This is a genomic window from Bacillus sp. FSL R5-0820 (genome assembly GCF_038593385.1).
In the GTDB taxonomy this organism is placed as follows: domain Bacteria; phylum Bacillota; class Bacilli; order Bacillales; family Bacillaceae; genus Bacillus; species Bacillus altitudinis.
Genome location: NZ_CP151991.1, coordinates 1,113,164 through 1,127,927, shown reverse-complemented (window position 1 = coordinate 1,127,927; position 14,764 = coordinate 1,113,164). Strand labels below are relative to the sequence as shown.

Sequence of the window (14,764 nt, the reverse complement as noted above, 5' to 3'; positions counted from 1 at the left end):
AGCTGCCAAATGATCGGCAGCTTTTCGTGTTGTCTATTAGTTAGCAAGTCGCTGAGCTTCTCGAAGTTGGAATGTACGAACCGTTCTAGGAAGGAAACGTCTAATTTCATCTTCGTTGTACCCAACTTGCAGTCTTTTTTCATCCAAAATAATTGGACGTCTTAGAAGACCAGGATGCTCATTGATTAGTTTATACAATTGTTGAAGCGGCATTGTCTCAACATTTACATTTAGTTTTTGGAATACTTTAGAACGTGTTGAGATAATTTCATCTGTACCATCTTCCGTCATACGAAGAATCTCTTTGATTTCATCGATTGAAAGAGGCTCAGAAAAGATATTTCTCTCTTGGTATGGAATATTGTGCTCTTCTAACCACGCTCTTGCTTTTCTACATGATGTACAGCTTGGTGATGTGTATAATGTTACCATAAATCTTCACTCCTCAATTTGTAGAATGAATATTGATCTGTATTCTTAAATTAAAATTGTTCTAAATAAGTAATCTTTATAGTGATTATACTATAAAAAAGTAAGTGTGAACAGATTTTCTTGCAATTTTTGTGACAAAAACTAGACAATTTCATTCTTTTTGTGCTGATGTTTGAAGTCTGAACATTCTCATTTAGTCGAAGTGATCGAAAATATTTTTTTGTTTTTTATTTTCAATGACCTTCAGCACATCGTCAACATCCTCATACGATTGTCCATACCATTCTTCGTCTTTATACGTATGGATTCTTTCGTACGTCTTTCTCATGGCCTCCATCATTTCTTCCTCATTATCTGTACGAGGCGACCAATAAAGAATTTCCATGCGGTTCACTTCATTTGTTGCAAGTGACCTGCGTTTATAACCAATTGATTCAGCATGCTTGAAGTGCTCTCTCTGATAAAACTTTAGGCGTTTTGCAGTATCTGCATCATCTTCATCTACAGGCTCGACCTCAAGCAAGATCGGTTTTCTTTTTTCCTTCAGCTTATGAATGAGCTTTGAGCCGAGGCCTTCACCTCTTGCATCCTTGGAAACAAATAAATAATCAATAAAGATGAAAGAATCAAATTCAGCGTACATCATCACATGATGAGGCCCTTCTTCTTTATGATAAATATCACTTCTTTCCTTTAATAAAGCTTCCATATGCTCTTTTGACTTCATTTCTTCTATCGGGAAGTATTCACTGAGCTTTTCATACCAATTCATGGATCCGCTCCTTATGATGTAGTTAAGAACCACTTCCTTATCTATTCCCGATTTCCTGCTATTTAAACGCCTGTACTAGTAAGACGCAGCAATGCCATTGGTGGTTTCACTTTTTTTCAAGAGAAAGCAAAAAAGTTTTATATCGAACGATTCATGAGCATTTGAAAGCAAGCAAACAAAAGAAGTGTCATGGCGATCTGAAACATGATGAAATAAAGGTACTTCATACGCCGGACTTCTTCCTTCTGTTTATTCGTGCGCCGATACACAGCAAATTCAACCGAAAACGAAATGATGCAAATGAGCACTAAAAATGCGATCATCCACTTTCCTCCGTTTGGTTCCGTTAAAAAAGATATTGAAAAAAGCATCGTGACGATAAAAAAGTGAAGACATGAATAGCGAAACGTCTTCCATAACAACATTTGATTTCCTCCTGGTTTACTCATTTTACATAAAAATTACCATCAACTTGTTTTTTTGTAAAATAAAAAAAGAAGCACTGATATCGCAGTGCTTCTTCTCTGTTCTTATTGTTTTGCTTTGATCTCTTTGAATTCTTCCTCAGTACAGCTGACAAAGTGACCTGGCTTAACTTCACGAAATTCCGTATTTGTTCCTTTATGAACAGATGGATCGTATTTAATCCGTTTGCGGTTACGCTCATAATCAGGATCTGGAAGCGGAATCGCAGATAGTAATGATTTTGTATATGGATGAAGCGGGTTTTCATATAATTCATTCGCTGGTGCCAGCTCAACCAATTTCCCAAAATACATCACGCCGATACGATCGCTGATATATTTCACCATGGAAAGGTCATGGGCAATGAATAAATACGTTAAGCCCTTTTCTTCTTGCAGCTCTTTCATTAAGTTGACGACCTGCGCTTGGATCGACACATCTAGTGCAGAGATTGGCTCATCGGCAATGATGAAATCCGGCTCAACAGCTAACGCACGAGCAATCCCAATACGCTGCCTTTGACCGCCTGAAAATTCATGCGGGTATCTATTCGCATGCTCTTTATTCAAACCAACCGTTTCAAGCAATTGATATACTCGCTCTTTACGTGCTTGCTTTGTTTTCGCAAGGCCATGAATGTCAATACCTTCTGCAATGATATCAAGAACTGTCATTCTAGGGTTAAGTGAAGCATATGGATCTTGGAAAATCATCTGCATTTGGCGGTTAAATTCAAGCATTTTTTGTCTTGATTTCTTTCCGTGAACGCTTTCTCCCTTATAGAGAACTTCGCCATCTGTCGCATCATAAAGTCTTATGATCGAACGGCCAGTTGTCGACTTTCCACATCCAGATTCACCTACAAGTCCAAGTGTTTCACCTTTATAAATATCAAATGAGACACCATCAACTGCTTTTACAGTCCCTCTTGCTGTATGGAAATGCTGTTTTAAATTTTTAATTTCTAACAGTTTTTCTGCCATGCTATTCACCCTCTTTTACTAATACAGGTTTTTCGTAGCTACCTTCTAGTTCACGCATTCTCGCCTTTACGGAAGCAGGCGGTTCAACTTTAGGGGCATTCGGATGAAGTAGCCATGATTTCACATAATGCGTATCTGATACTTTGAACATTGGTGGTTCTTGTTCAAAGTCAATTTTCATTGCATAATCGCTCCGGAGTGCAAATGCATCTCCTTTCGGCGGGTTTGTTAAATCTGGTGGTGTTCCTGGAATCGCCGTTAGTTTCCCTTCAGCTCCTCCATCTGTGTCTAGGCTTGGCATAGATGCTAAAAGTCCCCATGTATATGGATGTTTCGGATTGTAGAAAATTTCATCAACAGTCCCTGTCTCCACAATCTGTCCAGCATACATAACGGCTACACGATCAGCAACATTGGCTACAACACCTAGATCATGGGTAATAAAGATAATAGATGTTTCGACTTTTTGCTGAATTTCTTTCATTAATTCTAAAATTTGCGCCTGAATGGTTACATCAAGTGCAGTCGTTGGCTCATCAGCAATCAATAGCTTTGGATCAGCTGCAAGTGCCATCGCGATGACAACCCTTTGTCTCATCCCGCCACTAAATTCATGCGGATATTGTTTGATTCTTTTTTCAGGCATTGGAATCCCAACAAGCTCTAAAAGTTCAATGGCTCTTTTTTCAGCCGCTTCTTTTGAGATTTGTTCGTGCTTGAAAAGTACTTCTGTAATTTGTTTCCCGACCTTCATGGTTGGGTTCAAAGAAGTCATCGGATCTTGGAAGATCATCGAAATGTCTTTTCCTCGAATGGTTTGCATTTGCTTTTCCGTTTTCTTGACAATATCTTGCCCATCAAATAAAATCTCTCCGCGCTTGAAATAACCTGGCGGCATCGGGATTAATCGCATGATGGCCTGTGATGTTACACTTTTACCAGAACCAGATTCACCTACAATAGCAAGTGTCTCGCCTTTATTTAAGTGGAAGTTCACACCACGAATGGCTTGAACCTCTCCACCATATGTTTTAAATGAGATTGCAAGGTCTTTCACCTCTAGAATACGTTCACGTTCCATCCTAATCACTCCTTATTTACGCAACTTCGGATCTAAAGCGTCTCTTAGTCCGTCTCCAACCACGTTAAAACCAAACATTGTAATACAGATAAATGCGGCTGGGAACCATAATCTCCATGGATAATACGTCATGGCCGGAATTCCGTCAGAAGCCATTGTTCCCCAGCTAGCTAATGGAGCCGGTACACCAAGCCCTAGATAGCTTAAGAATGCTTCTGTGAAAATAGCAGAAGGAATCGTTAATGTCATTGTGACAAGAATCGGTCCCATTGAGTTTGGAATCAAGTGTTTAAATAAAAGTCTAGATGTTTTTGCACCTAATGTTTGTGCTGCAAGAACGTATTCTTGGCTCTTCAATTGTAAAACTTGCCCTCGAACGATACGTGCCATGTTAATCCAGCCTACGACTGTCATAGCAAGGATAATCGTTAATAATCCTTTTGGCAGAACAACCATCATTAAAATAACCATTAATAGTGTTGGAATTGCCCATAAAACGTCTGCGATACGCATCATGACTTCATCTGTACGGCCGCCTTTGAACGCAGCAATACTTCCCCAGATGATCCCAATGATCACGTCAAGAACTGCTGCAGCAAGACCGATGAAGATCGAAATTCTTGCCCCTACCCATGTACGAACAAACATGTCTCGGCCTAAATCATCTGTACCAAACCAATGCTCTTTTGATGGCGGCTGATCTGCATTAAGCAAATCTGTCGTTGAATAATCATATTTCGAGAACACTGGAACGAAAATGGCCAGAATCACAATAATGAAAATGATTGCAAGTCCAACCATTGCAAGTTTATTTGCACGGAAGCGAAGCATGGCATCCTTCCATAAAGATAGACTAGGTTTAGAAATTTTTTCAGATTCTGCTGCGTCAGCTGTCGCAGGCACAAATAAATCTTTTCTCATCTCTTCCATGTGTTAGACCCCTTTCTTCGCCTTCGTCAGTTTAATTCTAGGATCAATAATTCCGTAGAGGACGTCAACAACTAGAATACTGACTAATAGAATAATACTGTAGAAGACTGTGACACCCATGATGACGGTGTAATCACGGTTTGTAATGCTTGTAACAAAGTGAGAGCCTAGACCAGGGATACCAAAAATCTTCTCCACGACAAAACTACCTGTCAACACTGAAGCTGCCATTGGTCCCATGTAAGTGATAACAGGTAACAATGCGTTTCGAATGGCGTGTTTGATCGTCACAGCTGATTTTGTTAATCCTTTTGCTCTAGCCGTTCTAATGTAGTCACTATTTAATACTTCAAGCATACTTGACCGTGCAAGTCTAGCGATAAATGCCATTGGCATGAAGGAAAGTGCAATAGAAGGTAGTACGGTGCTTGCCCAAGACTCCCATCCTGCAACTGGGAAGATCGCTAAAAAGCTTGCCTCAGATGCAAATACATATTGTAATAGCGCCGCTAAGATGAAACTTGGAACTGAGATTCCAAAGATCGTTAAAATGGCAATCGTATAGTCTTGCCACTTGTTATGATAGAGCGCTGCAAGGACCCCAAACAATACACCAAATGCTAATGCGAGGAGAATTGCCTCAATTCCGAGGGTAAAGGAAACGGGGAATCCAGAACTGATTAAATCATTAACAGTTTGTCCTTTATATTTAAATGAGGGACCAAAATCTAATTTCGCAACGGAACCTAGGTAGCTCACGTATTGAACAAATAAGGGTTTGTCCAACCCGTAGTGCTCGTTTAGGTTTGCTTCAATTTCAGCAGGAAGTTTCTTCTCTCCAGAGAATGGACCACCAGGTGCTGCCTGCATGAGAAAGAAAGTTGCAGTTACAATAACAAACAGTGTGATTAAAATATATATTAATCGCTTACCGATATATTTAAGCAACGGAATTGCACCTCCATGATTTTACAACAATTTCTCTAATCAGCAAGAAAGGTATATGGAGAGACATCCTCCATATACCTTAAGATCCTTGCCGTAGATCTCTTACACTATAACTCTTACTTTTCGAAATGTGCCCATTTGTATTGAACATCACCAAGTCCAGATACAACCACACCTTTAAGTTTTGGATCTTGTACCCAAAGTTGAGTGTAGAAGTAAATAGGCGCTACAGGCATATCGTCGATGATGATTTTTTCTGCTTTTTTCAGCATTTCTTCACGCTTTGTTTTGTCTGTTTCTTTTGCAGAATCATTCAATAATTGTTTGTACTCTTTGCTTTCCCATCCAGTGTCATTGTTTCCACCGTCTTTATCTTTGTAAAGCTCAAGGAAGTTCACTGGATCGTTGAAGTCACCTAACCAGCCCATACGTCCGATTTGGTAGTCTCCACTGTGGATTTTATCGATGTATACGTTCCACTCAGAGTTATCAAGTTCAACGTTAACACCTAAATCTTTTTTCCACATTTCTTGAATTGCTTGTGCAATCTTTTGGTGGCCTTCATCTGTGTTGTAAGACAATTTCAATGTTGGAAGATCAGAAACTGACTTATAACCTAATTCTTTCGCACCTTTTTCAAGAAGTTCTTTAGCAGTCGCTACATCATGATCTTTGAAGTAACCAGTTTTGTTATCCGTGAATCCTTCCATTGTTGGAGGAACGATTGCCATCGCTGGAACTTGTTCACCTTGCGTAATTTTGTCAACGATCGCTTGACGGTTGATTGAGTATGCAAGGGCTTTACGGATGTTCGCATTGTTTAAAGGTTTTACTTTTGTATTGAATTTGTAGTTATAGATACCAGCGATCGTTTGAATTTCAAGACCGCCTTCTTTTTTCAACGTTTTTAAAGACTCAGTTGGAAGGCTTCCAGTTGGAGAACCAGCCCAGTCAAGTTCGCCTTTTTTGAACATGCTAAGTTCAGTGTTTGTATCTTTGATCATAGACATGTTAATCTTTTTCAATTTCACAGTGTCTTTATCCCAGTATTCATTGTTCTTTTCAAGTGTGATAGAACCGCCATGCTTCCATTTAGAAAGAACGAATGGTCCGTTAGATACATAGTTTTCACCAGCATTTGTGTACCAGTTTTTATTCTTTTCAGCCACTTTTTTGTTGACTGGCATATACGTATAGAATGCAGTTAGTTCAGTAAAGAACGGTGTTGGGTTCTCTAGCTCAACTACAAGCGTTTTGTCGTCTTTTGCTTTAATGCCAACATCAGAAACTTTTGCTTCCCCTTTGTTAGCAGCTTCAGCACCTTTAATATAATAAAGCTGGTAAGCATATTGAGATTCATTTTTAGGATCTAATGCCCATTTCCAAGCATATTCGAAGTCTTGTGCTGTGACAGGGTCACCATTAGACCATTTTGCATCACGAAGTGTGAATGTATAAGTTTTACCATCATCACTTGTTTTGATATCAGAAGCCATTGCGTTTTCTGGCTTACCTTCAGCGTTAATTCTTGTTAATCCCTCAAAAGTCTGACGGATGACACTTCCTGAAGTTGAATCATTTGCCAATCCCGGATGTAGAGAAAAAGGCTCAGTGGAGATATTCACATTTAATGTTGTTTTAGCCTCTCCAGAACTGCTCGTGCTGTCGCCTGATTTGTTTCCGCTGAAACCACAAGCGCTTAATACAAGTGTGAAAATAAGCATTAAAGTAACAACAGACCAACGCTTTTTCAACTGTATTCCCCCTTATAATATGTTTTTAGTTCAAAGGTCTCGATAGAAGATGAGATTCAGATTTAAGAAATAGCGTAAAAAAGTCCCTGAATAGCTTACTTTCTATTTCTTTTGTTTTTTCTGAATTTTCACTATGTAAAGAGCCTAGCACAAACGTGTGAACAAATTCATTATAATGAATAGAATAATTTATTGCAATATCAATTTCACATATTTTTAAAAAACGTAAATGGGGATAAAGATTGATTTTTATAAACTAAAGTCTCAATCACTTCAACAAATTAAAGCGTAAATTGATTAAAATAATTTAACAAATTCAGCAGGAATAATGTTTTATACATATAATTAATCATCCTTTTTTAAAAAATTCTGACAGATAGTTACTATTTTATCTAAAATTTTAAGTGTCAAACGACATGATGAGAAGGTCACAAATAGGCTTCGTGACATTTTCATGGTCATCCTTTATAATAGATAGACATACTGTTGCAATGAAAAAGAAGAGTACATATATTCACCATTTACAGAGAGTCTGCGGTTGGTGCAAGCAGATAATGGCATGTATGGAATGGGCTTTGGAGCAGCTAACCGAACACTTGACAGAGTTAGTAGGCTTAGACGGAGCAGTCTCCGATATCAACGTCTTGAGTGATTTCGTATTGAAATAACAAGGGTGGTACCACGGTTCATTCGTCCCTTTTCTGTTGAAAAGTGACGGGTGGGCCTTTTTATATTGAAGAAAAGAGGTTTTAGTATGACAAAAAAGACGATTTTCTCAGGCATTCAGCCTAGCGGTTCTGTGACATTGGGGAACTACATTGGAGCGATGAAGCAATTTGTCGATCTTCAGCATGATTACAACGGCTACTTTTGTGTGGTCGATCAGCATGCCATTACGGTGAGTCAGGATCGTATAGCCCTTCGACAAAATATTAGAAGCTTAGCCGCTCTTTATTTGGCAGTGGGACTTGATCCAGAGAAGGCAACATTGTTTATCCAATCAGAGGTACCTGCCCACGCCCAGGCAGGATGGATGCTACAATGTGTCGCTTATATTGGGGAATTAGAAAGAATGACTCAATTTAAGGACAAATCTGCTGGTAAGGAAGCGGTCGTTTCAGGACTATTAACGTATCCGCCATTAATGGCTGGCGATATTTTGTTATACGGTACGGACTTAGTTCCTGTAGGAGAAGATCAAAAGCAGCATCTTGAATTAACGAGAACGCTTGCTGAACGCTTTAACCGAAAGTACAATGACATCTTCACTGTACCTGAAGTCAAAATTCCAAAAGAAGGCGCTCGGATTATGTCTTTAACTGACCCAACGAAAAAGATGAGCAAATCTGACCCGAACCAAAAATCCTTCATTACCTTATTAGATGAGCCAAAACAGCTTGAAAAGAAAATCAAAAGTGCTGTGACTGATTCAGAAGGCATCGTCAAATATGACAAAGAAAACAAACCTGGAATTGCCAACTTGCTGACGATTTATTCTGTATTAGGGAACGTATCGATTGCAGAGCTTGAACAAAAATACGAAGGCAAAGGTTATGGTGAATTTAAGGGAGATCTTGCGAACGTTGCCGTGGATGCTTTAAAACCGATTCAAGATCGCTATTATGAACTCATTGAGTCAGATGAGCTTGACCGCATTTTAGATGAAGGTGCTGAAAAGGCTAACCGTGCGGCAAACAAAATGCTGAAAAAAATGGAGAATGCGATGGGTCTTGGCCGGAAACGCAAATAAAACAAGCTTGCAGCATATTCAGCTGCAAGCTTTTTCTAATTGACTTTCGATTCGTTTTCCATTTCCCAAAGTTTTTCAAAAAATGGCTGTCCTTTAATCATTTTTTCACAAAAGGCTAAATGGTTTTCTGACCATCCATCAATGGTTTCGTTATAAAGCATGTTCCAAATTTCCTCGAAAGACATTCGTTTGATCTGGTTGTACATGCGCGGATTCCATTCTGTATACCAATAGGCAATTTCTGCCCGATTTTGAAGCCCCTTTAGTTGATCTAGCGCCATAAACATCAGCTGCTTCAGCTGTCTTTCTTTTCTCGTTAATCCGCTGATATGCTGCGGTGGTAATGATAGGATGTGATATTCTTTCGTCGATTCAAGGCTATCTGTTGTGAATTCATACTCCTCTGCCTTCACATCTTTCACCATTTCATACACCAATTGCTCCTGTCTTGGAATCAATCGGCTCTTTCTCACAGGGATGGAATAACCAATCGTATCCACAGCAATGATTCTAATCCCGTCCGTGACCACAAAGCAATACTCTAATTTACGGCGTTCATGATTTTTTCGAATATATGATTTCTCAAATACAGACTCTAGCAGCGTCTTCGGCAGCTCTGATAGATCATTCTCTATGTAATCAAACAAAGGACTCTGCACCTTGAGTAAAGGTACTTGATCTAACAGCTCCACGCTGTCCTCCTTGCGCCACTCATGAAAATGGCACACATTATAGCCATTCTCTTCCCCTTCAAACCAATTCACCCATACGTCATGAAGAAATAACATAACCAATCCCTCACTTTTTAAAAACTGTTGTCCACAGTATGGGCAAGGGATAGAGAAATTATTCCAACTTTATTAAAACTTCTCCCTGACGGAAGGACGGCTTTATTTCCTGGGAAAAGGAGAACGTCTCGCAGAGTCCTTTCACGATTTTCTATAAGAAGAACCTTATTTTAGCTTTTTAGGATCAAGGGCATCTCTCAGTCCATCACCTAAGAAGTTAAAGCATAAAACGGTAAGTAGAATCAGTAAACCTGGGAACAGTGGATACCACCATGCTTGCACCATAATGGAGAAATTTTGTGCATCTTGAAGCATGTTTCCCCAGCTCGCCGTTGGAGGCTGGATGCCGAACCCTAGATAGCTAAGTGTCGACTCAGCTAAAATAACAGAACCGACTTTTAATGTAGCAGACACAATAATAGGGCCGATACAGTTCGGTAAAATATGCGAAAAGATGATGACATGGTTTTTCGTTCCGATCGTTCTTGCTGCGAGTACGAATTCTCTTGTGCGAAGTGACAAGAATTCACTGCGGATCAGCCTGGCGGTTGTTGTCCAGCCAGTCAGCGCAAAGATTAAAATCAATTTATCAATACCCGGTTTAAAAATTGTCACTAGCGTGATCAAGAGAAAAATATCTGGAATAGACAATACCACATCCACCATTCTCATGAGCACAGAATCGACAAAGCCTTTAAAGTATCCCGCTACCGCCCCAATGACGGTACCAATGGTGATGGCTCCGACTACTGAGACAAAGCCAACTAATAGAGACACCCTCGCTCCGTATAGCACCCTTGAAAAAATATCTCGGCCAAACTTGTCGGTTCCCATAAAATGCTCTGCACTTGGAGGCTGTAGCCGTTTCAATAAGTCTTGCTGTTCCGGTGCGTAAGGTGCGATCACCGGGGCGAAAATAGCAGAAAAGATAATGACCAATAAAATAGCGGAGCCGGCAACCGCCAATTTATTTTTGAAAAATTTCTCGCAAAATAAACGAAGCATCGTCTCTGGTTTTGGCGGAAGGCCTTCTTTTAATTTGAGATCAACAGGAGGTGTTCCCATATTAGGTTGTGCCAATTGTGCTTCAGCTCCCTTCTAATATTCAATACGCGGATCAACGATCGCATAGAGAATATCCGCTATTAAGTTTCCAACGACCACGAGCACAGCAGAAATAACAGTCATCGCCATAATGACGGGATAATCTCTTGAAAAAGCAGAATCGATAAACAGCTTCCCAAGCCCTGGCCATGTGAAGATTTGTTCCACCACGACTGCGCCGCCAATAAAGGATGGAATCATGAGTCCAAAGATCGTAATAACAGGCATCAGACCGTTTCTCAATCCATGTTTGAAGATGACTTTGTTCTCTCTAAAACCTTTCGCTCGCGCCGTACGAATGTAATCCTGCCGCATCACATCGAGCATACTTGACCTTGTATAACGTGTAAGGCCGGCCATATCAGCCGTTGCTAAAACAAAGGCAGGTAAAATAATATGATGAAGCCGGTCAAATAGATTAAAATCTGCATTTAAGGTAGAGACACCCCCGGTCGGAAACCATCCTAAATTCACTGATAACACCATTATAAGGATCAAGCCAAACCAGAAATTCGGAATAGCCAGTCCGATAAATGATGTAACCGTAATACCATAGTCAAGTTTTGTATACGGACGTTTTGCTGAAAGAACACCAAATGGGATGGCAATGATCAGGGCAACTAATGTAGAAAAGATCATGAGGATGAGGGTATTTGGCAGCCGGGCAAAAATCAAATCAGCCACGGGCGTTCCTTTTTTTACAATGGATGTGCCAAAGTCACCTTGAAGCATATTACCGAGCCATTTCATATATTGCACATATTCAGGATCGTTCAAGCCGTACTTATCAATAAAGGCTTCCCGGTCTGCGGCACTAATGGTCGGGTCCATCATGAGTGACATCGGATCGCCTGGTGCTGCTTTCATAATCGCAAAGGACAAAATCGTAATACCAAACAAAATCGGGATGGAAAGCAATGTCCTTCTAATGATATATGTAACCATGTGCACAACTCCTTTTTCATCGGATGGCCATACTATGATGAAAAAAGGGGAGACACCTCCCCTTCTTCACTTGCAGACTACTGTTCAATCCACCATTTTTCGATTTTGTAATATTCATCTTTCGGGTGGTAAGAGTAGCCTTGTAGATTAGATGGCATCGCGCGATGTGAGTTGGCATAATAAAGGAACGTATACGGCTGGTCTTCTGCAATCAGCTCATAAATTTTTTCATACGCCTTTGAATACTCTTTTCGATCACTCAAGTTTTTGGCATCAACTAGCAGTTTATCGACTTCTTCATTTTTATACCAAATGTTATTTAAGCCTTTTTCAGACTGACTTGAATGGAAAATGCTGTATTGGTCAGGGAATGTCGCTAAGCTCCAGCCGAGTAATAACGCATCATAATCCCATTTTGGCGGAGTTGTTTGTTCGATTAATGCACTGAACTCCACAATTTGCGGTTTTGCTTCAATGCCAATTTCTTTGAGCTGCTGCTGGACAACGACAGCAATATCTTCACGGACTTTGTTTCCTTGGTTCGTCTTCAAAACGAAGGAGAACTTCTTACCGTCTTTATCAAGATAACCGTCTCCATCTGTATCCTCCCAGCCCTCTTCTTTCAGCATCTTTTTCGCTTTTTCTTGATCAAATTCAAATATTGGGACATTTTCATTTTTAGGGTAGTTCCATGACAGCGGGCTTTCTGGGATGTTGGCTACTTTCCCGTCTCCATTTAACACTTGATCGACAATCGTTTGACGATCAATAGCATGGGTAAGAGCTTGACGGACTTTTTTGCTTTTGAACAGTTCGTTTTTCTGATTCCAGCCAATATATGAATAATTAAGCCCTAGATCAGATTCGATTTTGATGTTACTTACTTTTTCAGCTGTTTGCAGTTCTGCTCCAGGCACTGCAAAGAAATCAATATCACCTGCGGATAGCTGAGCCATGGCTGCATTTTGATCAGGAATCGTTTTAATGGTGACTGTATCAAGGTATGGCCGTCCATCCCAATAGTCATCAAATGCTTCGAGTTTGACATAGTCTCCTTCTTTCCACTCGGCAAATTTAAATGGGCCAGAGCCGATTGGATTTTTTCGGTTAAATTCATTTTCGCCAAGATCCTTTATAGGGACATCACCTAAAATATGCTTTGGTAAAATGCCATAGCTTCCTAGCGTGACGTTATAAAAATATGGATCTTTTTTATTCAGCTTAAATTCGACCGAATAGTCCCCTGTTTTTTTGACAGACTCTAATACTTCAAAGCCTGATCCACGCTCACCATTGTAATCCTTATTGATCGGAATGCTGTATGTAAACACAACATCATCAGCAGTCAGTTCTTCTCCATCATGAAACTTCACGCCTTTTCTAATGGTCACATCAAACTGTTTGCCGTCATCGGATTCTTTAATATCTTCTGCCAACGCCAGCTGTGGGTTAAGCTTTCCATCTGTTTGCAGTAAAAAGCTATAGATTCTCTCTTCAATATCAGAACTTGCCACGTCTGTTGAGTAAAGTGAGTTAAATAATGTAGGCTCTGCAATCGAACCAATGACAAGATCGCCACCTTGTACAGGTTTACCTGTGGATTTCTTTTCACTGTCTCCAGACGTTTTATTTCCACCAGAACAAGCAGCAAGGATCAATGTAAAGATCAGCAGCAAACTGACCAAAATGGACTTTCTCTTTCTATCTTTCATAGACAATTCCCCCTATCTTTTTTAAAAAATGATGACAGAAGCCCGTTTCATCCCCCCTCTCAAAGATGAGATCATACAAGCGTAATCAAGCGTCGTAGAGGTGGCAGGCCACAAAGTGGTTCGTTTTTAATTCTTGAAATTCTGGTACTTTTTCTTTACAGACTTCTTTCGCGTGTGGGCATCTTGTATGAAACACACAGCCTTTTGGCGGATTTGCAGGGCTTGGTAAATCCCCTTGCAGCATAATCCGTTCCCTTTTCACCTGACCTTTTTTACGGGTGACTGGAACGGAAGATAAAAGCGCCTGTGTATACGGATGAAGCGGATCATCGTACAGGCTGTGCTTATCCGCAAGTTCCATCATTTTGCCAAGATACATGACGCCCACTCGATCACTAATGTGGCGGACCACACTGAGATCGTGAGAGATAAATAGATAGGTGAGGTCAAACTCTTCTTGAAGCTCTTCCATCAAATTGATGACCTGCGCCTGAATGGAGACGTCAAGCGCTGAAACAGGTTCATCTGCTATGATCATTTCAGGATTCATGGCAAGTGCACGAGCGATACCGATCCGCTGCCTTTGTCCGCCAGAGAATTCGTGCGGGTATCGATTCGCAAAACTTGGGTGAAGGCCGACTTTGGATAAAAGCTGTTCTACTTTTTCATTTCTTTCTTTTAAGGAATATAAGTGATGTGTTTTGTAGGGTTCTTTGATGATACTTCGAAGTGTTTTTCTAGGGTTGAGTGATGCAAAGGGATCTTGAAAAACCATTTGGATGTTTTTCCTTGTTGATTGTCTTAGTTTTGATTCAGATACATGAGAGATATCTTGCCCTTTAAATAGAATTTGTCCTTCTGTTGGTTCATATAAACGAATCATCGTCCGTCCTAATGTGGATTTACCGCATCCAGACTCTCCAACGATGCCTAACGTTTCGCCTTTATAAATGTTTAAGTCGATGCCGTCAACCGCTTTGACTGCTCCTACTTTCTTTTGCAGCACGCCAGCTTTAATCGGAAAGTGTTTTCGTATATTTTTTAATTCCAGTATGGTTTCTTTCTCAGATCGATCTGTCATGTATGGTTGATTTTCAGCA

Annotated in this window: 14 protein-coding genes and 1 other annotated feature; of the genes, 1 reads left to right on the top strand and 13 read right to left on the bottom strand. The window is 40.2% G+C overall.

What is annotated here, in order from left to right; translation table 11 throughout:
- Window positions 1–36 precede the first annotated feature (36 nt).
- The 8 genes from spxA to NST15_RS05640 form a co-directional block, all read right to left on the bottom strand.
- Window positions 37–432, bottom strand: coding sequence for a transcriptional regulator SpxA (spxA, locus tag NST15_RS05675; protein WP_003211421.1), 396 nt, complete (start codon window positions 430–432; stop codon window positions 37–39).
- Window positions 433–625: 193 nt separating this feature from the next.
- On the bottom strand, window positions 626–1,204 hold the full coding sequence (locus NST15_RS05670; RefSeq protein WP_057079699.1) for a GNAT family N-acetyltransferase: 579 nt from the start codon (window positions 1,202–1,204) through the stop codon (window positions 626–628).
- Window positions 1,205–1,341: 137 nt separating this feature from the next.
- Window positions 1,342–1,629, bottom strand: a complete 288-nt coding sequence (locus NST15_RS05665) for a hypothetical protein (RefSeq protein WP_025207152.1) — start codon at window positions 1,627–1,629, stop codon at window positions 1,342–1,344.
- 105 nt (window positions 1,630–1,734) lie between these two features.
- A complete protein-coding gene (locus NST15_RS05660; protein ID WP_007499016.1) occupies window positions 1,735–2,652 on the bottom strand; it encodes an ATP-binding cassette domain-containing protein in 918 nt (305 codons plus the stop codon).
- 1 nt (window position 2,653) lies between these two features.
- A complete protein-coding gene (locus NST15_RS05655; protein WP_089374143.1) occupies window positions 2,654–3,742 on the bottom strand; it encodes an ABC transporter ATP-binding protein in 1,089 nt (362 codons plus the stop codon).
- Window positions 3,743–3,745: 3 nt separating this feature from the next.
- On the bottom strand, window positions 3,746–4,663 hold the full coding sequence (locus tag NST15_RS05650; protein WP_017360167.1) for an ABC transporter permease: 918 nt from the start codon (window positions 4,661–4,663) through the stop codon (window positions 3,746–3,748).
- Window positions 4,664–4,666: 3 nt separating this feature from the next.
- Window positions 4,667–5,611 carry an ABC transporter permease gene (locus NST15_RS05645; RefSeq protein WP_007499022.1) on the bottom strand — a complete coding sequence of 315 codons (945 nt, stop codon included), beginning with the start codon at window positions 5,609–5,611 and terminating at the stop codon, window positions 4,667–4,669.
- 116 nt (window positions 5,612–5,727) lie between these two features.
- Window positions 5,728–7,365 (bottom strand): peptide ABC transporter substrate-binding protein, encoded by a 1,638-nt coding sequence (locus NST15_RS05640; protein WP_007499024.1) that lies wholly within the window; start codon window positions 7,363–7,365, stop codon window positions 5,728–5,730.
- A gap of 482 nt (window positions 7,366–7,847) precedes the next feature.
- Window positions 7,848–8,066 (top strand) — a binding site (T-box leader).
- Between the two features lie 53 nt (window positions 8,067–8,119).
- Between NST15_RS05640 and trpS the strand changes: the two genes are divergently transcribed.
- Window positions 8,120–9,115, top strand: a complete 996-nt coding sequence (trpS, locus tag NST15_RS05635; protein WP_342498928.1) for a tryptophan--tRNA ligase — start codon at window positions 8,120–8,122, stop codon at window positions 9,113–9,115.
- Between the two features lie 35 nt (window positions 9,116–9,150).
- Here the strand turns inward: trpS and NST15_RS05630 are convergent, their stop codons facing one another.
- The 5 genes from NST15_RS05630 to NST15_RS05610 form a co-directional block, all read right to left on the bottom strand.
- A complete protein-coding gene (locus NST15_RS05630; protein WP_008348490.1) occupies window positions 9,151–9,903 on the bottom strand; it encodes a YjbA family protein in 753 nt (250 codons plus the stop codon).
- Between the two features lie 165 nt (window positions 9,904–10,068).
- On the bottom strand, window positions 10,069–10,968 hold the full coding sequence (opp4C, locus tag NST15_RS05625; RefSeq protein ID WP_008348491.1) for an oligopeptide ABC transporter permease: 900 nt from the start codon (window positions 10,966–10,968) through the stop codon (window positions 10,069–10,071).
- Window positions 10,969–11,001: 33 nt separating this feature from the next.
- Complete coding sequence (locus NST15_RS05620; protein ID WP_007499031.1) at window positions 11,002–11,952, bottom strand: ABC transporter permease; 951 nt, start codon at window positions 11,950–11,952, stop codon at window positions 11,002–11,004.
- 77 nt (window positions 11,953–12,029) lie between these two features.
- The gene (locus NST15_RS05615) at window positions 12,030–13,664 is read right to left on the bottom strand and encodes a peptide-binding protein (protein ID WP_281201335.1); all 1,635 of its coding nucleotides are present in this window, start codon (window positions 13,662–13,664) and stop codon (window positions 12,030–12,032) included.
- A gap of 85 nt (window positions 13,665–13,749) precedes the next feature.
- On the bottom strand, window positions 13,750–14,745 hold the full coding sequence (locus tag NST15_RS05610; protein WP_025207148.1) for a dipeptide ABC transporter ATP-binding protein: 996 nt from the start codon (window positions 14,743–14,745) through the stop codon (window positions 13,750–13,752).
- Window positions 14,746–14,764: the final 19 nt, after the last annotated feature.